Annotated in this window: 20 protein-coding genes; 7 read left to right on the plus strand and 13 right to left on the minus strand. The window is 75.3% G+C overall.

Annotation, left to right across the window (positions count from 1 at the left end):
• Window positions 1-86 precede the first annotated feature (86 nt).
• Both ICW40_RS06600 and ICW40_RS06605 read right to left on the minus strand, forming a co-directional pair.
• Window positions 87-848, minus strand: coding sequence for an energy-coupling factor ABC transporter ATP-binding protein (locus ICW40_RS06600; protein WP_221653037.1), 762 nt, complete (start codon window positions 846-848; stop codon window positions 87-89).
• A 61-nt stretch (window positions 849-909) separates the two neighbouring features.
• Entirely contained in the window at window positions 910-1,545 is a 636-nt protein-coding gene (locus ICW40_RS06605) for a biotin transporter BioY (RefSeq protein ID WP_221653038.1), read from the minus strand.
• A gap of 202 nt (window positions 1,546-1,747) precedes the next feature.
• On the opposite strand from ICW40_RS06605, the gene ICW40_RS06610 reads away from it, so the two are divergent.
• Both ICW40_RS06610 and ICW40_RS06615 read left to right on the plus strand, forming a co-directional pair.
• Window positions 1,748-3,346, plus strand: coding sequence for an ABC-F family ATP-binding cassette domain-containing protein (locus ICW40_RS06610; RefSeq protein ID WP_221653039.1), 1,599 nt, complete (start codon window positions 1,748-1,750; stop codon window positions 3,344-3,346).
• Window positions 3,347-3,451: 105 nt separating this feature from the next.
• Entirely contained in the window at window positions 3,452-3,700 is a 249-nt protein-coding gene (locus ICW40_RS06615; protein WP_221653040.1) for a helix-turn-helix domain-containing protein, read from the plus strand.
• On the opposite strand, the gene ICW40_RS06620 is transcribed toward ICW40_RS06615, so the two are convergent.
• The 3 genes from ICW40_RS06620 to ICW40_RS06630 are packed head-to-tail and all read right to left on the minus strand — an operon-like array spanning window position 3,681 to window position 5,371.
• Complete coding sequence (locus ICW40_RS06620; RefSeq protein ID WP_221653041.1) at window positions 3,681-4,721, minus strand: SURF1 family protein; 1,041 nt, start codon at window positions 4,719-4,721, stop codon at window positions 3,681-3,683. The genes ICW40_RS06615 and ICW40_RS06620 overlap by 20 nt on opposite strands.
• A 15-nt stretch (window positions 4,722-4,736) precedes the next feature.
• Entirely contained in the window at window positions 4,737-5,003 is a 267-nt protein-coding gene (locus ICW40_RS06625; RefSeq protein WP_221653042.1) for a hypothetical protein, read from the minus strand.
• Entirely contained in the window at window positions 5,000-5,371 is a 372-nt protein-coding gene (locus ICW40_RS06630; protein ID WP_221653043.1) for a DUF3099 domain-containing protein, read from the minus strand. The genes ICW40_RS06625 and ICW40_RS06630 overlap by 4 nt, the downstream gene beginning before the upstream one ends.
• Window positions 5,372-5,531: 160 nt before the next feature.
• Here ICW40_RS06630 and fabG point away from each other — a divergent pair, with 160 nt between their 5' ends.
• Genes fabG through ICW40_RS06650 form a run of 4 tightly spaced genes read left to right on the plus strand, consistent with a single transcriptional unit; the run spans window position 5,532 to window position 8,597 of the window.
• A complete protein-coding gene (gene fabG, locus ICW40_RS06635) occupies window positions 5,532-6,260 on the plus strand; it encodes a 3-oxoacyl-ACP reductase FabG (RefSeq protein ID WP_221653044.1) in 729 nt (242 codons plus the stop codon).
• A 47-nt stretch (window positions 6,261-6,307) separates the two neighbouring features.
• On the plus strand, window positions 6,308-7,075 hold the full coding sequence (gene fabI, locus ICW40_RS06640; protein WP_221653045.1) for an enoyl-ACP reductase FabI: 768 nt from the start codon (window positions 6,308-6,310) through the stop codon (window positions 7,073-7,075).
• Window position 7,076: 1 nt separating this feature from the next.
• Complete coding sequence (locus tag ICW40_RS06645) at window positions 7,077-7,607, plus strand: SixA phosphatase family protein (protein WP_221653046.1); 531 nt, start codon at window positions 7,077-7,079, stop codon at window positions 7,605-7,607.
• A 27-nt stretch (window positions 7,608-7,634) separates the two neighbouring features.
• The gene (locus ICW40_RS06650) at window positions 7,635-8,597 is read left to right on the plus strand and encodes a glycoside hydrolase family 88 protein (RefSeq protein ID WP_260458881.1); all 963 of its coding nucleotides are present in this window, start codon (window positions 7,635-7,637) and stop codon (window positions 8,595-8,597) included.
• A 21-nt stretch (window positions 8,598-8,618) separates the two neighbouring features.
• Here the strand turns inward: ICW40_RS06650 and ICW40_RS06655 are convergent, their stop codons facing one another.
• From ICW40_RS06655 to glgC, 7 genes are all read right to left on the minus strand, one after another.
• Window positions 8,619-9,476, minus strand: coding sequence for an ABC transporter permease subunit (locus tag ICW40_RS06655; RefSeq protein ID WP_221653048.1), 858 nt, complete (start codon window positions 9,474-9,476; stop codon window positions 8,619-8,621).
• Window positions 9,473-10,495 carry an ABC transporter ATP-binding protein gene (locus ICW40_RS06660; RefSeq protein ID WP_221653049.1) on the minus strand — a complete coding sequence of 341 codons (1,023 nt, stop codon included), beginning with the start codon at window positions 10,493-10,495 and terminating at the stop codon, window positions 9,473-9,475. The genes ICW40_RS06655 and ICW40_RS06660 overlap by 4 nt, the downstream gene beginning before the upstream one ends.
• A 2-nt stretch (window positions 10,496-10,497) precedes the next feature.
• The gene (locus ICW40_RS06665) at window positions 10,498-11,523 is read right to left on the minus strand and encodes a hypothetical protein (protein WP_221653050.1); all 1,026 of its coding nucleotides are present in this window, start codon (window positions 11,521-11,523) and stop codon (window positions 10,498-10,500) included.
• A 166-nt stretch (window positions 11,524-11,689) separates the two neighbouring features.
• On the minus strand, window positions 11,690-12,268 hold the full coding sequence (locus tag ICW40_RS06670) for an MOSC domain-containing protein (protein WP_221653051.1): 579 nt from the start codon (window positions 12,266-12,268) through the stop codon (window positions 11,690-11,692).
• 25 nt (window positions 12,269-12,293) lie between these two features.
• Complete coding sequence (locus ICW40_RS06675) at window positions 12,294-13,415, minus strand: DUF4037 domain-containing protein (RefSeq protein ID WP_221653052.1); 1,122 nt, start codon at window positions 13,413-13,415, stop codon at window positions 12,294-12,296.
• The gene (gene serB, locus ICW40_RS06680; protein ID WP_308121671.1) at window positions 13,412-14,086 is read right to left on the minus strand and encodes a phosphoserine phosphatase SerB; all 675 of its coding nucleotides are present in this window, start codon (window positions 14,084-14,086) and stop codon (window positions 13,412-13,414) included. The genes ICW40_RS06675 and serB overlap by 4 nt, the downstream gene beginning before the upstream one ends.
• Window positions 14,087-14,164: 78 nt before the next feature.
• Window positions 14,165-15,406 carry a glucose-1-phosphate adenylyltransferase gene (gene glgC / locus ICW40_RS06685; RefSeq protein ID WP_221653053.1) on the minus strand — a complete coding sequence of 414 codons (1,242 nt, stop codon included), beginning with the start codon at window positions 15,404-15,406 and terminating at the stop codon, window positions 14,165-14,167.
• 69 nt (window positions 15,407-15,475) lie between these two features.
• Between glgC and glgA the strand changes: the two genes are divergently transcribed.
• On the plus strand, window positions 15,476-16,681 hold the full coding sequence (glgA, locus tag ICW40_RS06690) for a glycogen synthase (protein WP_221653054.1): 1,206 nt from the start codon (window positions 15,476-15,478) through the stop codon (window positions 16,679-16,681).
• Window positions 16,682-16,708: 27 nt separating this feature from the next.
• Here the strand turns inward: glgA and ICW40_RS06695 are convergent.
• The coding region (locus ICW40_RS06695) for a hypothetical protein (protein WP_221653055.1) at window positions 16,709-17,375 on the minus strand (667 nt) is incomplete at its 5' end.

Raw genomic sequence — 17,375 nt, forward strand, 5'->3', positions numbered from 1 at the left:
GCGGTGCAGCCACGTGGTCCCCGGATGGTGCAGGCCGAGCGGGCCGGTCCACCGCGAGCCTCCGCGGCGCGGGCGGGCGGGCGTCGTCACGGGTGGCCGCCCGGCCGGTCGCCCACGCGCAGCGGTCGGCCCGTCATGAGCGCGACGTAGTGGTCGACAGCCTCGTCCGGCGCCCCGTCGGCGACCACCGCGCCGCCGTCGACGACGAGGACGCGGTCGGCCCGGCGCGCCGCGTCGAGGTCGTGCGTGACCTGCAGGAGCTGGAGGTCCAGCCCGTCGAGGAGCGCGTCGACCGCACGCCGCCAGCGCAGGTCGAGGAGCGTCGTCGGCTCGTCGCAGACGAGGACGGCGGGCTCGGTCGCGAGCACGGTGGCGAGCGCGAGGAGCTGCTTCTGCCCGCCGGACAGCGCGTGGACGGGTACCTCGGCCCGGTCGCCGAGGCCGTAGCGCGTGAGCACGTCGCGCGCCCGTGCGTCGCGCTCGGCGGCGGGCAGTCCGAGGCGTCGCAACGACAGCGCGACGTCCTCGCGCGGCGTGGGCATGACGATCTGCGCGTCCGGGTCGGTGAACGTGAATCCCACCCGGCGGCGCACCGCGGCACCGTCGCGCGCCGTGTCGAGGCCGTCGACCAGGACCGACCCCGCCGAGGGCAGGACCAGACCGTTCACGAGGCGGGCGAGCGTCGACTTGCCCGACCCGTTCGCGCCGACGACGGCGACGCGGCGCTCGGTCAGCCGCAGCGTCGTCGGCTCGAGGAGCGTGACGACGTGCTCCGACGGCGCGCCGGGTGCGCCGGTGTCGTGGCCCGCGGCCCACACCGTGACGGTCGCGTCGAGCAGCTCGATCACGGCACGAGCCTACGGCGCGGCCGCACGACGGGTCCGGCGGTGCCGGGGCCGCGGGAGCCGGTCAGCGGCGGCGCTCGAGCATGTCGGGGAACGCGCGGAACACAGCGGCGGCGACGAGCGCGGCGACCACGTTCTTGACGACGTCACCCGGCAGGAAGACGGCGCCCATGGCGACGGCCTCGCCGGCGTCGAGACCCATGCGCGCGCCCATGACCGTGATGCCGAGCGGGTGGATGAAGAGCAGGCTCCCGGCCGTCGCGCTGAGGAAGAGCACGACGGGACGCAGCGGGGGTCGCACGCGCGTGGCGCGCGAGGCCAGGAAACCGGCGAGCGCCGCCGCGAGCGGGAAGGCGAGCAGGTAGCCGAGCGAGACCTTGCCGAAGGTCGCGAGGCCGCCCGTGCCCTCCGAGAAGACCGGGATGCCGGCGAAGCCCACCGCGAGGTACAGGAGGACGGCGAGCGTGCCACGCACGGGCCCGAGCACCAGCCCGGCGAGCATGACGCCGAGGGTCTGCAGCGTGATCGCGACGGACATGCCGGGCAGGTGGATCCCGGGCAGCAGCGCGCACACGGCGATGAAGGCCGCGAACGTCGCCACGAGCGCGACGTCGGTCGCGGCCGACGAGCGGACGGCGGGCAGGGGAGCGGCGGGTCCGGGGCGCTCGTCGGGCAGCGCGGCCTCGGGCGTGTGTGCCATGGGTCCTCCGTCGTCTCGGCGCCCCGGCGGCAACCGGGGCGGCGTCGTCGGCCGTGCGGCCGACGGTGGTCCCGGCGCGTGCCGGACGGCCCGCGTGCCTGCGACGGCACATCGAGGTGGGTCGTCACGCTAGCCGGTCGTAGGATGAGCGACGTTTGTGCCCGCCCACAAGGCGGCAGGGCGCCCGTCGGAGGAAACCTCAGTGATCACCGCCCATGACGTCGAGCTGCGTGTCGGTGTACGCGTCCTCCTCGAGAAGGCCTCGTTCCGCATCGCGGCCGGCGACCGGATCGGCCTCGTCGGCCGCAACGGTGCCGGCAAGACCACGCTGACCCGCGTCCTGGCGGGCGAGGGCCAGCCGACGTCGGGTCAGGTGGTGCGCACGGGCGACGTCGGCTACCTGCCGCAGGACCCGCGCACGGGCGACCTCGAGGTCGTCGCGATGGACCGCATCCTGTCCGCGCGGGGCCTCGACGACATCGTGCGGCGCATGCGCAGCACCGAGGGCGAGATGGCGAGCGCCGACGACGCGACCCGCGACGCCGCCATGGACCGGTACTCGCGCCTCGAGGCCCGGTTCACCGCGGCCGGCGGCTACGCGGCCGAGAGCGAGGCCGGCCGGATCGCCTCCAACCTCGGTCTGGCCGAGCGCATCCTCTCCCAGCCCCTGCGCACCCTCTCGGGCGGTCAGCGACGCCGCGTCGAGCTCGCCCGCATCCTCTTCTCGGGCGCCGAGACGCTGCTGCTCGACGAGCCGACGAACCACCTCGACGCGGACTCGATCGTGTGGCTCCGGGACTACCTGGGCTCCTACTCGGGCGGGTTCCTGGTCATCAGCCACGACGTCGACCTCGTGCGCTCGACGGTCAACAAGGTGTTCCACCTGGACGCGAACCGGGGCGAGCTCGACCAGTACAACCTCGGGTGGGACGCCTACCTCCAGCAGCGCGAGACCGACGAGCGCCGCCGCAAGCGCGAGCGCGCCAACGCCGAGAAGAAGGCGACGGTGCTGCTCGCGCAGGCGGACAAGATGCGTGCCAAGGCCACCAAGGCGACGGCGGCCCAGAACATGGCCCGCCGGGCCGAGCGCCTGCTGTCCGGCCTCGAGGCGGAGCGGGTGTCGGACCGGGTGGCGCGCCTGCGCTTCCCCGAGCCGGCCCCGTGCGGCCGCACGCCGCTGACCGCGACCGGCCTGAGCAAGTCCTACGGGTCGCTCGAGGTCTTCACCGACGTCGACCTGGCGATCGACCGCGGGAGCCGGGTGGTGATCCTCGGGCTCAACGGCGCCGGCAAGACGACCCTGCTGCGCCTGCTCGCGGGCGTCGAGGCGGCGGACACCGGCGAGGTCGTCCCCGGGCACGGCCTCAAGCTCGGCTACTACGCGCAGGAGCACGAGACGCTCGACACGGAGCGCACGGTGGTCGAGAACCTGCGGCACTCGGCACCCGACCTCACCGACACCCAGGTGCGCTCGGTCCTCGGCTCCTTCCTCTTCTCGGGCGACGACGCGGACAAGCCCGTGCGCGTGCTGTCGGGCGGCGAGAAGACCAGGCTCGCGCTCGCGGCGCTCGTGGTGTCCTCGGCGAACGTGCTGCTGCTCGACGAGCCCACCAACAACCTGGACCCGGCGAGCCGCGCCGAGGTGCTCGAGGCGCTGCGCGGCTACACGGGCGCGGTCGTCATGGTCACCCACGACGAGGGTGCGGTCACCGCCCTGTCGCCCGAACGAGTGGTGCTCCTGCCCGATGGCGACGAAGATCTGTGGAACGACAGCTACGCGGACCTGATCTCGCTCGCGTGAGCTCGTCCGGTTCGTCCTGACCAGCCGGGACGGTCGGGCCGGACGACGTCGGCCGGGCTCCCGCCCGGCCCGGCGGGCCGTTCGACCCGGGCCTGGAGGACGACGATGACTGAGAAGCTCCCCAAGGGATCACGGATCACCGGTGAGGGCAGGCAGGACCTGGCCGCCTCGCTGGTCGAGCGCTACAACCGCGGCGAGAGCATCCGCTCGATGGCCGAGGACATCGGCCGGTCGTACGGGTTCGTGCACGGGGTGCTCGCCGAGCAGGGCGTGACGATGCGGACGCGCGGAGGCGCCACGCGCGGGGCGGCGGCCGAGGCGCGGCGCGCCGCGCTCAAGGAGAACCGCTCCTGACCCTGCCCGCCGGCTCCTGACCGCGCTGCGCCGGGCCGGGAGACCCGAGCGGCGGCTGCGTCCGGGCGTTGCTGTGGGCGTCGGTCTGCGCGTCGAGGAGGGCGTCCTCCTCCTCCTCGGCCGTGGGCCGTCGTCGCGTCCTGGTCGGGCGTCGGCCGACGGCGACCGCCGCGACCGCGGTGCCGACCTCGGGCTGGTCCGTCCCGCCCGCCGCCTGGTCGTCCGCGACCGCGTCGGTGAGCCCGTCCGCGCGCTCGCGCACCCCACGCACCACGAGCACGACGCCCGTGCCGAGCGCCCCGAGCGCGAACACCCACCACTGGAAGGCGTAGGAGAGGTGGGACCCCGGGTCCCGGCTCGGCTCCGGCAGCGAGCCGACGTCGGTCGGGCGCGCACCGTCCTCGCTCACGAGAGCCCCGTAGGCACGGAGCGTCGCGTCGGCAGGCCAGTCCAGGGCCTCGGACGCCCCGACCGCGGCGGCACGCACCTGGTCGGGTGCGATCGCCTGGACCTGGCCGACGGGCGCGTCGCGCTCGGACGCGGCCTCGCCGGGACGGACGTGCACGACGACGTCGACGGTGCCGCGGGGCAGCGCGGGCGCGTCGACGGTGCCGCCGTCCTCGCCCAGCGGCACCCAGCCGCGGTCGACCACCAGCACGGACCCGGTCAGCGGCCCCTCGCCGACGAGCAGGGGTGCGAGCACGTGGAACCCGGCGTGCCCGTCGACCGGCCGGTTGCGCAGCAGGACCGGTGACGGCAGGTACTCGCCGCGCACCTCGGCCGGACGCCAGACGTCGTCCGCGCTGACGGCGGTGCCGTCGAGGACGTCCTCGAGCGGCGCCGGCTGGGCGCCGTAGTTGCGCTCGACGAGGGCGATCGCGGCGCTGCGGGTCTCGTGACGGCTCCACTGCCACAGGCCCGCCGCGGTGCAGACGGCGGCGACCAGCAGCGCGGCGAGCAGCACGCGGGCGGCGTGGCGCAGGGTCCCGGGCCCCACCGAGCGCGTCGTGACGTCGTCCATGCCGTGCGCGAGCCGTCAGCCGTCGCCGGGCCCGAGGTCGCCGACGGCGACGGTGTCCCGGTGGAAGCCGCGGGCGGACAGGAACTGCTCGAGGTGCGCGCGGTGGACGTCGCACGCGAGCCAGACCTTGCGCCGGGTCGCGGTGTGCAGCTTCGGGTTGTTCCAGCGCAGCCCCCACGTGGCGTCCGCGCGGCAGCCCTTGGCGCTGCAGAGGAGGTCCTCGGGCGCCTCCGGGCCGGGCTCGGGTGAGCCGTCCGGTCGCGGCCCCGCTCCTGCCGTCACGGCGTCCCCCCGCTCGGCCCGCCGGGGAGGCGGTCGGCCGGCGGAGCCGCGGGGAGCGCGGCCTGGGCGAGGTAGGGGTCCGGCCCCTGCGTGCGCTCGCGGCCGGCGTTCGCGAGCAGGACGGCGACGTACGGCAGCACGACGGCCCCCACGAGGAGGACCCAGCGCGTCCAGTGGTCCACGGCCACGGCTCCCACGAAGCAGACGACGCGGATGGTCATCTGCACCAGGTAGCGGTGGGTGCGGCGCGCGATGTCGTCGGTGAGGGGTTCCGCTGCGCCGGTGATCGACTGGACGGGCGTCTCCTGCCGGCCCGTCCGGCGCGGGGCCGTGGCGCTGCCACGGCGGGGGAGACCGGTGCGGTTCACCTCATGAGTTTACCCGTCGCCCGCGACTCGGGCGGGTCGTCGGCGGGACGGTCCGGTCGGCTAGGTTCGGCTGCGGACCGGCACGCGCGGTCGCCCGTCGGTCGTCGGGCGACCGGCGCGGATCGCACGCGGTCCGTACGACGAGGAGTGGAGCGCCACCGTGACCGAGCAGCCTGGCCAGACCGTCCCCCGCAGCGTGCTGGTGACCGGCGCCAACCGCGGCATCGGGCGTGCGATCGCGGAGCGGTTCGTCGCGGCCGGGGACAAGGTCGCGACCATCTACCGCAGCGGCGACCTCCCGGAGGGCGTGCTCGGCGTCGTCGGCGACATCACGGACACCGCCGCGGTCGACGCCGCCTTCACCGAGGTCGAGGCGGCGCACGGACCCGTCGAGGTGCTCGTGGCCAACGCGGGCGTCACGCGCGACCAGCTGCTCATGCGCATGACGGACGAGGAGTTCGAGCAGGTGCTCGACGTCAACCTCACCGGCACCTTCCGCTGCGTGCGCCGGGCCTCGAAGGGCATGATCCGCCTGCGCCGCGGTCGCATCGTGCTCATCTCGTCCGTGGTCGGCATGTACGGCGGCCCGGGCCAGGTCAACTACGCGGCCTCCAAGTCGGGGCTCGTCGGCATGGCGCGCTCGATCACGCGCGAGCTCGGCGGCCGCGGGATCACCGCGAACGTCGTGGCCCCCGGCTTCATCGACACGGCCATGACCGCCGCGTTGCCGCAGGAGCGGCAGGAGGCCTACCGTGCAGCGATCCCGGCCGGGCGGTTCGCCCAGCCGGACGAGGTCGCAGGCGTCGTGCACTTCCTCGCCTCGCCGGACGCGGCGTACGTCAGCGGCGCGATCATCCCGGTCGACGGCGGTCTGGGCATGGGTCACTGAGGGCGCACCCGCCCACTGGTTCGACATCCACGAAGGGAAGCGGCTCGATGGGTCTGCTCGACGGCAAGAAGCTCCTGGTCACGGGCGTCCTCATGGACAGCTCGATCGCGTTCCACGTCGCGCGGCTCGCCCAGCAGGAGGGGGCCGAGGTCGTCCTGACCTCGTTCGGTCGGCAGCTGCGGCTCACGCAGGCGATCTCCAAGCGGCTGCCCCAGGCGGCACCCGTCGTCGAGCTCGACGCGACGTCGACCGACGACCTGGCCGCCCTCGCGGACCGAGTCCGTGAGCACACGGACCACCTCGACGGCGTCGTGCACTCGATCGGCTTCGCGCCCCAGTCGGTGATGGGCGGCAACTTCCTCGCGGGTGAGTGGGACGACGTCGCGACCGCCCTGCACGTCTCGGCCTACTCCCTCAAGGCGCTCGCCGTGGCGGCCCAGCCGCTCATGGGTCGCGGGTCCTCGGTCGTCGGCCTCACGTTCGACGCCCGGTACGCCTGGCCGGTCTACGACTGGATGGGTGTCGCCAAGGCGGCGTTCGAGTCGACGGCGCGCTACCTCGCGCGCGACCTGGGCCCCGAGGGGATCCGCGTGAACCTCGTGTCGGCCGGCCCCATCCGCACGACCGCCGCCAAGTCGATCCCCGGCTTCGAGTCCATGGAGGGCGGCTGGCCCGAGCGCGCCCCGCTCGGCTGGGACGCGCACGACCCGGAGCCGACGGCGCGGGCCGTCGCGGCGCTGCTCTCGGACTGGTTCCCGGCGACGACCGGCGAGATCGTGCACGTCGACGGCGGCTTCCACGCCATGGGGCTCTGAGGTGACCCCAGCGCGCCCCGGCGGCCGCCGGCTCGTGCTCCTGCGCCACGCGAAGGCCGAGGCGGGCAACGGAGCCGGGGACGCCCTGCGCCCGCTGGCGCTGGCCGGACGCACGCAGTGCGGCTCGGTGGGCGCATCCCTCGCGGCGGCGGGACTGGTTCCGGACCACGTGCTCGTCTCGTCCGCGGTCCGCACGCGCCAGACGTGGGACCTCGTCCGCGGCGCCCTCGGGACCGCCGTCGCGCCCCACGTGGACGTCAGCGACCGGCTCTACGAGGCGGACGTCGCGGACGTGCTGGACCTCGTGCGCGGCGTCGACCCGGGTGTCGCGACGCTGCTCGTCGTCGGGCACGAGCCGACGATGTCCGGCACCGCCGCCGGGCTGTCCCGGTCCGGCGAGGGCGGCGAGGCCGCGCGGGCCACGGTCCGCGCCGGGCTGCCCACCGCGGCGTACGCGGTGCTCGAGGTCGAGGACTGGGCCTCGCTCGAACGCGGCGGCGCGACGTTGGTCGACGTCGTCCGCCCTGCCTGACGCAGCCCGCGTTTCGGAGCGCGCGTGATGGAGCCGACGGCGGTGCGCACCGACGGGACCGAGGCCGCCGTGCTCCGGGCGCTGCTCGCGATGCAGCGGCTCTCGTGGGAGCAGGGGGTCGCGACGCACGCCGCGCTCGACCTCGGCCGCGACGACCTCGTCGCGGTCATGGCGGACGACGCCGTCGTGCGGCAGGACGCGCAGGGCCGCCTCGCCGAGGTGGATGGCGGCGGGCTGGTCAACTGCGGCGCCCTGGTGGAGGCCGTCGCCGTCGAGGCGGCGCGCACGGGGCGCGCCGACCTCGCCGACGGGCTCGCGCGGCAGCTCGACTGGTTCGAGCGCGGCTGCCCGCGTGCCGCGGACGGCACGCTCTTCCACCCCACGGGTGGCGAGCAGATGTGGACCGACTCGGTGTACATGCTCGTGCCCGCGCTGTTCCGGCTGGGGCGGCCGGAGCTCGCGATGGCCCAGCTCGCCGGCCACCGCGCACGCCTGCGCGGCGCGGGGGGTCTCTACGCGGCCCGCTGGGACGAGCCGACGTCGGCCCTCGTCGCCCCGCAGCACTGGGGCACAGGCAACGGCTGGGTCGCGGCCGGGCTCGCGCGCGCGTGGCGCGAGGAGGCCGCCGCGCCGCACCGCGGCGAGCTCGCGCGGCAGGCGCTCGAGGTCGTCGAGGCGTGCCTCGAGCACCGGCGCGCGGACGGCCTGTTCCACGACGTCGTCGACGACCCGACGTCGTTCGTCGAGGCCAACCTGGCGCAGATGCTGGCCTACGCGGTGCTCACCGGCGTCGCCGACGGCTGGCTGGACGCGTCGTGGGCGGAGGTCGGCCGGGACCTGCGCCGGGCGGCCGGTCGGGGCGTGGGGGACGACGGGCTCGTCCGCCCGGTCGCCGGGTCGCCCCACTTCGACCGCACCGGCCGCTCCGCCGAGGCCCAGGCGTTCTTCCTGCTCGCGGCCGCCGCGGACCGGCGCGTCGGACAGGCCTGACCGCCCGACGACGACGGGCGACTACAGGTCGCGCCGCTGGAAGGAGATCGCGGCGAGGCCCCACACCATCGCGACCCACACGGCCGCCCACGCGAGGTACGCGCCCGTCAGGGGTGCGTCGCTGAGGAAGGGGAAGCCCTCCATCTCCGCGCCGACCTGCGCGATCGCCGCGGAGTCCTGGAAGCCGTGCATCGCACCGCGCCACAGGCCGTCGGTCGGCAGGACCATCCGCGAGATGGTGCCGACGCGTGCGACGCCCTCGTTCCCGAACGCTGCGCCGACGCCGCCGACGACGCCGGCGATCCACGTCGCGCCGAAGAGACCCACCGCGACCACGCCCGAGGCCATGGGTGAGACGACGGTCGAGAGGAGGACGGCGAGCGTCAGCAGCACGACGGTCTGCGCCGCGAGCAGGGCGAGCGCGGCGGCCGGCCGGGGCGGCCAGTAGTCGACGGTCGCGAGGACGACGAGGCACTGGGCGAGGCCGGCCAGGACGACGTACGCGCTCCCGAACGTCACCAGTCCGAGCCACTTGCCGAGCAGCACCTGGTGACGCCGCACCGGCCGTGCGAGCACCGACAGGGCGATGCCCGACTCGGTCTCGCCGGCGAGCGTGGGGCCGGCGAGGAACGCCGTGCCGAGCGCTGCGATCAGGCTGAGGCCGAACATCACGAGGTTGAGCAGCTGCGAGGCCGCGAGCCTCGCCTGACCGCTCGTGAGCGTGTCGAGGCCGGACTCGGCCGCGAGCCGCGAGAAGCCCCAGCCGCTGAGCCCGAGCAGCAGCACCGTGAGCACGGCGAGCGCCAGCACGACCCGCCTGCGGCGAGCCTCGCGCAACGTGAGGCCGGCGATGGTCAGCACGGTCCGGACGCCGGTCACGCGTCGGCCTCCGAGCGTGCGGTCGCGCCGGCTCTCAGGATGTCGAGCAGCCGCTCCTCGAGGCTGACCCGACCCGGTTCGACGGCGTGGACGCGGGCGCCCAGGGCGACGAGGTCGCGGACCAGGTGGGGGACGGCGTCGTCGTCGGTCGCGCCGCCGGTGCCGACCGGCAGGGTGACGGCGTACCAGTCACCGGTCTGCTCGACCGTGCCGGTCGCGGCCAAGCGGGCGTGCACCGCGGGCGAGGCGTCGACGAGGTGCAGGCGCACCTCGCGCCTGCCCAGGAGGTCCTCGAGCGTGCCGGAGGCCGCGACCCGGCCGCGGTCGAGGATCACCACCCGGTCGCAGACGCGCTCGACCTCGCCGATGAGGTGCGAGTTGAGCAGCACCGCCACGCCGCGCGACCGGAGGTCCAGCACGATGTCCCGCACGTCGGCGCGACCGAGCGGGTCGAGCGCGCTGGTCGGCTCGTCGAGGACCACCAGCTCGGGCCGGGCCACGAGCGCGACGGCGAGCCCGAGCCGCTGCTGCATCCCCTTCGAGAAGCCGCCCACGCGGTCCCGCGAGCGCTCGGCGAGGCCCACGAGGGCCAGGCACTCGCGCTGCTCGGCAGGCGTCACGGTCACCCCCGCGAGCCGCACGTGGAGCGCCATGACCTCGGTGGCGCTGAGCCACGGCTGGTAGCGGAACAGCTCGGGCAGGTAGCCGACCCGCGCGCGGGCCGCCGGGTCCGTCGTGGGACGGCCGAGCAGCATCGCCTCGCCGCCGTCCGCACGGACGAGGCCGAGGAGCATCTTGATGACCGTGGTCTTGCCGGCGCCGTTGGGCCCGAGCAGCCCGACCACCTCGCCGCGGCGGACCTCGAGCGAGACCTCCTCCACGGCCGGGCGGCGGCCGTAGCTCTTGCGCAGGCCCGAGGCCCAGATCGCGCTCGACGGCGGCAGCTCGGCGACGAGCCGGGCCGCGGTCTCGCGCGCCGCGACGTCGGCCGGCGGGCCGGCCGTGGGTCCGGTCGCCACGGTCAGCGCAGGTCGCGCAGGACGGCGAGCACCTCGTCGGCGCCCAGCGGTCCGGCGACGACCGTGACGACCCCGTCCTCGACCTGGACGACCGCCGCCATGGAGCGGTCGTGCGTCTCGACCACGGTGGCGGGCACGCCCCCGACGTCGACCGTCGACGAGGTCGCGCGGTCGGCCGGCACCGGCAGGGGCAGGGTCGAGCCGTCCGCCGGGAAGGCCCGCAACTGTGCGGCCAGGTCCTCGGGGACGCCGGGGAGGGACAGCACGTGGTCGCGGACCGTCTCGAAGGAGACGCCGCTCGAGCTCGCGGTGGGCGCCACGGCGCGTGCGACGACGAGCGAGGGGGCGCCCGAGGGGTGGGACCACGTCAGCGCGACGCCCGGGCCGGCGACCATCCGCACCTGGCTGCCGTCGAGCCCGGCGGGCGTGGGCGGCAGCGTCTCGCCGGCGTCGGCAGCGGCCCGCGCGGCACGCTCCGCGGAGAACGTGAACGTGGCCTCGACCTCGCCGCCCACCTGGACGGCCGGCTCGCCGGTCACCCCGCGGGGGAGCGTGGTCGGCTCGGGGATCTCGAGGCCCGTCCGCGCCGCCGCGGTCGCGGCGTCCTGCACGGCCTCGACGTCGCCGTCCTGCGTGACGACGACGTCGCCGTACGCGCTGAGGTCCGGGAGGTCGACGAGGTCGTCGGCGCCGACCTCCAGGGGGACGACCTCCTCGGTGCGGAAGATCGGCAGCCAGTCGTTCGCGGCCGCGGCACCCGCGCCCGCCAGGACGACGGCGAACGCGGTGACCGCGACCGCCGGGCGACGCCAGAGCGGGTCCCCGCCGCGCGTCCGTGGCGCGGACCGCGCGTCCCGGCGGTCGGCCCCGGGCACCGTCGGCGCCCCTCCCGGGTGCGGCCGCCCCGCGACGATCGCGAGGCCGTCGAGGCACTGCGGGCAGGCCGTGACGTGCTCGCGGTCGGTATCCGCGACGCCGGCCGGCTCGTGGACCAGGCGGCGCAGCACCGCGTCGTCAGGATGGCGCATGGTCCTCAGCTCCTCAGGAGGGTCGGCGCGGCGGGTCGCCACACCGATTGCATCGAGTCTCGCTCGGTTGCTATCGATTGTCAATCGGTCTGTGGGCGAGGAGCCGCCCTCGCGGGCCGATCCGAGGGTGCCGGGCGGCAGCGCGGACAGAGCGCCGGGTGGCTCGCTACGGCAACCGGGACGGCAGGCGCCGGGCGGCCTCGCCGGCGCGCGCGGGATCGAGCTCGACCGGGCTCACGAGCGTCGCCGTACCTCGGTGCAGCAGGCCGCTCGTGACGGGCTGGCAGCGCACCCCGCCGCGACCGCGCATGGCTGCGTGCGCACCCGGGGCGAGCATGCGGTCCATCCAGGCACAGGGGTTCGCGGGGCGGCCGACCCGGAGCCGCACCGTGTCGCCGCGCGACTCGAGCGCCACCTCCTCGCCCAGCAACGGTGCGAGGTGGGCGCCGCGCAGGACGACGTTGCGCCGGGTGAGGAGCGGGTCGAACGGTGCGACGCCCAGCTCGGCCGCCATCGCCTCGAGGCCCTCGACGGCGATGAGGGTCACGGCGGCGTCCATGTGCGCGGCCTTGCCGAAGAAGCGGTCGCCGACGATCCCCTTGCCCGCGACCACCTCGACCGTGTCGGCATCCGTCGTCGGGACGTCCGCCGCGCCGTCGCGCGCGCGGCCGAAGTACGCGTGCTGCGGCGACACGAGCAGGTGCAGCACCTCGACCTCGTACCGGTGGAGCGTCACGGGGTCCATGGTCTCCCAGGGATGCGACGGGCGCTCAGGCCTCGGGGGTCGGACCGAGCTCGTACAGCTCGGTCAGCCGGTCGCGCCAGGTCGGGTCCACGAGCACGTCGGTGCTCGCCGTCACCTGGTCGACGCCCCCGATCGGGCGCAGGTCGGCCAGCCGCCGGACGTCCGTATCGGTCACGCCGTCCAGCAGCGCCGCCGCGGCACGCTCTCCGCCGACGACGGTGAACGGACGGTCGTGGAACGCGTGCGCGGTGATCCGCAGCGGCGCGGTCAGTCCCAGCGCGTCGTGCCGCCGGCCCAGCAGCTCGGCCGCGGCGGCGACCTGCGCGTTCCGCTCGGTCCACCCCGGGGCCTCGAGGGCGGCCCGCAGGTGCGGCCCGACCTCGGCCGCGGCTGCGAGGCGGCCGAACGCGGTGCCGAACCACTTGGCGTACGGCGCGTAGCGACGCTCCTGCAGGAACGCGAGCTGCATGAGGGTCCGGACCAGGCGCGCCGTGACGAGCCGTGAGCCGAGGTCGTCACCCGCGTGGCCCGCCCGCGGGGCGAGGTGCTCGTCCTCGCCCACCTGCGACCAGGCGGCCGCCATGAGGTAGCGCCACACGTCGTCCGGGTACCAGGCGAGCGCGTCGCGCACCCGCCCCAGCCCGACGTCGTCACGGAGCACACGGCCGGCCGTCAGCGCGAGCAGCTGCTGCTGGGGCGCCGCGAGCCACTCCGCCGTCGTGAGCGTCCGGCCCGCGGCGAGGCCGGCGGCCCGGCGCCCGAGGAGCCGCTCGACCAGCGACGCCGGCGTGAGCACCTCGACCCGGTGCGCCACGGGACCCTCGAGGTGCGGGGAGCGCACGCGCGTTCCCCCGTCGTCGTCGTCGGGGGGTGCGAAGTGCACCGACCAGCCGTCGAGCTGTGGCGGCAGCCGCTCGGCCAGGACGCGGACGAGCGCGTCCGCGTGCGCCGCGTGGTCGTCGGGGTGCAGCAGGAGCTGCAGGCGGGGGCCCCAGTCGTGGTCGGTCGAGAGCTCGTCGTCGTAGCCGAGGACCTCCGAGCCGGCGCCGACCAGGCACGCCGTGTGGGGGAGCGGGCGCCACGCCTCGAGCACCGGGAGGACGGCGCGGTGGTAGAACCGCTCGGCGAGGTCCAGGCCGCGGGTCATGCCCCCGGGCTGCCGACCGGCGGCGCGTCGAGGTGGACGAGCACGGCGTCGAGCGGTGCGTCGAGGACGGCGTGGTCGGCCTGCGCGCAGACCACCGGCTTGGCGTTGAACGCGATGCCCAGGCCGGCGGCCGCGAGCATGCCGAGGTCGTTGGCCCCGTCCCCGATCGCGACCGTGCGCGCCATCGGCACACCGTGGGTCGCGGCGAGCTCGGCGAGTGCGTGCGCCTTCGCGTCGCGGTCGACGACGGGGCCGCGCACCCGTCCGGTGAGGCGCCCGTCGACCACCTCCAGCCGGTTGGCCCGGACGAACCCGATGCCGAGCCGCTCGGCGAGCGGGTCGACGAGCTCGTGGAACCCGCCCGAGACGAGGCCCACCGGCCACCCGCGCCGGTGCAGCTCGGCGACGAGCCGCTCCGCGCCCGGCGTCAGCTCCATCTCGCCGCGGACGTCGTCGAGCACCGAGACGGGCAGCCCGGCGAGGGTGGCGACCCGCTCGTGGAGCGAGGTCGCGAAGTCGATCTCGCCGCGCATCGCGCGCTCGGTGATCTCGGTGACGGCCGCACGCGACCCGGCGTGCCCCGCGAGCATCTCGATCACCTCACCGGTGATGAGCGTCGAGTCGACGTCCATGACGACGACGCGCACGTCGGTCCCGCCTGCTGCAGTCACGCGTGCAGGGTAGCCGCGCGCACGGACGCCGCCGCGCCCGTTCTCACGACCCGACGACGCGTGCGGTCCCGACCGTGCTCAGGCCTCGACGACCGTGCCCTTGGGGACGACCGTGATGCCCGTGTCCGTGACCGTGAACCCGCGCGCCCGGTCGTGCTCGGGGTCGAGGCCCACACGCGCGCGCTCCCGGACGACGACGTTCTTGTCGAGGATCGCCCGGTGGACCTGGGCGTGCCGGCCGACCGTCGTGCCGTCCATGACGACCGAGTCGCTCACCGACGCCCACGAGTGCAGGTACACCCCGGGCGACAGGACCGAGCCGGTGACCGTCGCGCCCGAGACGATGACGCCCGGGGACACGAGCGAGTCGGCGGCGTGCCCGAGCCGGCCCGGGCCCGCGTGCACGAACTTCGCCGGCGGCAGCTGGGCGTACCCGCTGAACACCGGCCAGGCGGTGTTGTACAGGTTGAACACCGGGTTGACCGAGATGAGGTCGATGTTCGCGTCGTAGTACGAGTCGAGCGTCCCGACGTCGCGCCAGTAGTCGCGGTCGCGGTCGGTCGAGCCGGCCACGTCGTTGCGGATGAAGTCGTAGACGCCCGCGGTCCCGCGCTCGACGAAGTAGGGCACGATGTCGCCGCCCATGTCGTGCCGCGACGTCGGGCTCTCGGCGTCCTTGGAGACGGCCTCGACGAGCGCGTCGACGTCGGCCACGTAGTTGCCCATCGAGGCGAGGATCTCGCCGGGGGAGTCGGCGAGCCCCGTCGGGTTGGTCGGCTTCTCGAGGAAGGCGTTGATCTTCGTCGGGTCGTCCGCGCGGGTCTCGATCACGCCGAACTGGTCGGCGAGCGAGATCGGCTGACGGATCGCCGCGACGGTGAACTCGGCGCCCGACGCGAGGTGCGCGTCGACCATCTGCTCGAAGTCCATCCGGTAGACGTGGTCCGCGCCCACGACCACGACGACGTCGGGCCGCTCGTCCGTGATGATGTTCAGGCACTGGAAGATGGCGTCCGCGCTGCCCAGGTACCAGTGCTTGCCCACGCGCTGCTGCGCCGGGACGGGGGCCACGTAGTTGCCCAGCAGGGGTGACATGCGCCAGGTCTTGGCCACGTGCCGGTCGAGGCTGTGCGACTTGTACTGCGTCAGCACGACGATCTGCAGGTAGTGCGAGTTGACCAGGTTCGAGAGGGCGAAGTCGACCAGTCGGTACATGCCGCCGAACGGCACCGCGGGTTTGGCCCGGTCCGCCGTCAGGGGCATGAGTCGCTTGCCCTCGCCACCGGCGAGGACGATTGCCAGGACGCGCGGCGCTGCCATACCCGTGACCCTAGGGCTGGACGCCCCGCTCGGCCAGACGATCGCGCGCCGGGGCGCTAGCGTGTCGCTGTGCGCGTCGACCTGCTGACAAGGGAGTACCCGCCCCACGTGTACGGCGGTGCGGGCGTGCACGTCGCGGAGCTGAGCGCCGTGCTGCGGCGGCACCTCGACGTGCGGGTGCGCTGCTTCGACGGCGAGCGCACGGAGGACGGCGTCACCGGGTACGACGTGCCCGGTGGGTTCGCGTCGCACAACCCCGCGCTGCGCACGTTCGGCGTCGACCTGCTCATGGCGGGGGACTCGGCCGGCGCCGACCTCGTGCACTCCCACACCTGGTACGCGAACCTCGCCGGTCACCTGGCGGGGCTCCTCCACGGCATCCCGCACGTGGTCAGCGCCCACAGCCTCGAGCCGCTGCGGCCGTGGAAGGCCGAGCAGCTCGGGGGCGGCTACGCGCTGTCCGGCTGGGCCGAGCAGACCGCGTACGAGGGCGCCGCGGCCGTCATCGCCGTGAGCGCCGGCATGCGCGCCGACATCCTGCGCTGCTACCCGCAGGTGGACCCCGCGAAGGTCCACGTCGTGCACAACGGGATCGACCTGACCGGCTGGCGCCGTCCCGAGGGCGACGACGCGCTCCGGCGTGCGGACGACGTCGTGCGCGGCCTGGGCATCGACCCCGACCGCCCGTCGGTCGTCTTCGTCGGCCGGATCACGCGGCAGAAGGGCCTGCCGTACCTGCTGCGCGCGGCCGAGGCGCTGCCGCCCGAGGTCCAGCTGGTCCTCTGCGCGGGCGCGCCGGACACGCCCGAGATCATGGCCGAGGTGACGGGCCTGGTGGAGACGCTGCGTCGGCAGCGCGACGGCGTCGTCTGGATCGAGCAGATGCTGCCGCGCGACGAGCTCGTCGCGGTGCTCTCGTCGGGCACCGTCTTCGCGTGCCCCTCGGTCTACGAGCCGCTCGGCATCGTGAACCTCGAGGCCATGGCGTGCGGCCTGCCCGTGGTCGGCACCGCGACGGGTGGGATCCCCGAGGTCGTGGACGACGGCGTCACGGGCCTGCTCGTGCCGATCGAGCAGGTCCAGGACGGCACCGGCACACCGGTGCACCCCGAGCGGTTCGTGGCCGACCTCGCGGCCGCCCTCACCGCGCTCGCCACGGACCCGGCGCGCGCTGCCGGGATGGGGCACGCGGCCCGCCGGCGCGTCGAGGACCACTTCGCCTGGGACGCCATCGCCGAGCGGACGGTCGAGGTCTACCGCAGCGTCCTCGCCTGAGCCGCGCCGTTCCCGCCCGAGCCACGCTCAGGGGGCGCGTCGGGGGTCGTCCTGCGGGGCGGCCTGGGCGGTCGCGGCGGCGACGGCCCGTCGCGCCGCGTGGTCGACGTGCCGCAGCGCGGCCGAGCGCTGGTCGGCCTGCCACAGGTTGACCGCGCCGCCGTCGTCCGCCGTCGCGAGGTCGACCATGGCGCGCAGCCTCGCGGCGGTCGCCAGCACGCGCACCGCACGCGGGGCGAGCCCGGGCGGCAGGTGCCACCCCTCGCCGACGTCGGACCGGAGCGCGGCGATCGCGTCGGCCGCGTCCTCGCGCCAGCGCGCGACGTCGAGCTGTGCGAGCGCCTCGGTGGCCTCGCGCATGGCCTCCCGCAGGCTGAGCTCCGCCTCGCTGAGCGTGCCGACGACGCCGGGCAGCCGGGGACGCCAGTCCGGCACCTCGTGCACGCGCCAGGTCACCAGGTGACCGGTGTCGAACGCCGACCCGAACGCGATGACCTCCGGGACGGCCGCCCAGGACCGCCCTGCGGCGTGCGCCAGGACGCACTCGCCGGCCTCCACCGCGGCCGCCGCGACGGCGGGCGGCAGACCCGTGACGTCCCCCGGCACCGGGAGCAGGGCGGCCGAGCTGCGCAGGCCGCTGCCCCAGACCGCCAAGAGGTCCTCGAGGCCCGCGCCGTCCTCGACGGGGCCGGGC

Source organism: Actinotalea ferrariae (assembly GCF_019733465.1).
Taxonomy (GTDB): domain Bacteria; phylum Actinomycetota; class Actinomycetes; order Actinomycetales; family Cellulomonadaceae; genus Actinotalea; species Actinotalea ferrariae_A.

Coding starts and splice junctions, on each gene's coding strand:
- ICW40_RS06605 (WP_221653038.1), bottom strand. CDS start 1,545: ATGGCACACACGCCCGAGGCCGCGCTGCCCGACGAGCGCCCCGGACCC.
- ICW40_RS06615 (WP_221653040.1), top strand. CDS start 3,452: ATGACTGAGAAGCTCCCCAAGGGATCACGGATCACCGGTGAGGGCAGG.
- ICW40_RS06620 (WP_221653041.1), bottom strand. CDS start 4,721: ATGGACGACGTCACGACGCGCTCGGTGGGGCCCGGGACCCTGCGCCAC.
- fabI (WP_221653045.1), top strand. CDS start 6,308: ATGGGTCTGCTCGACGGCAAGAAGCTCCTGGTCACGGGCGTCCTCATG.
- ICW40_RS06650 (WP_260458881.1), top strand. CDS start 7,635: ATGGAGCCGACGGCGGTGCGCACCGACGGGACCGAGGCCGCCGTGCTC.
- ICW40_RS06665 (WP_221653050.1), bottom strand. CDS start 11,523: ATGCGCCATCCTGACGACGCGGTGCTGCGCCGCCTGGTCCACGAGCCG.
- ICW40_RS06670 (WP_221653051.1), bottom strand. CDS start 12,268: ATGGACCCCGTGACGCTCCACCGGTACGAGGTCGAGGTGCTGCACCTG.
- ICW40_RS06675 (WP_221653052.1), bottom strand. CDS start 13,415: ATGACCCGCGGCCTGGACCTCGCCGAGCGGTTCTACCACCGCGCCGTC.
- glgC (WP_221653053.1), bottom strand. CDS start 15,406: ATGGCAGCGCCGCGCGTCCTGGCAATCGTCCTCGCCGGTGGCGAGGGC.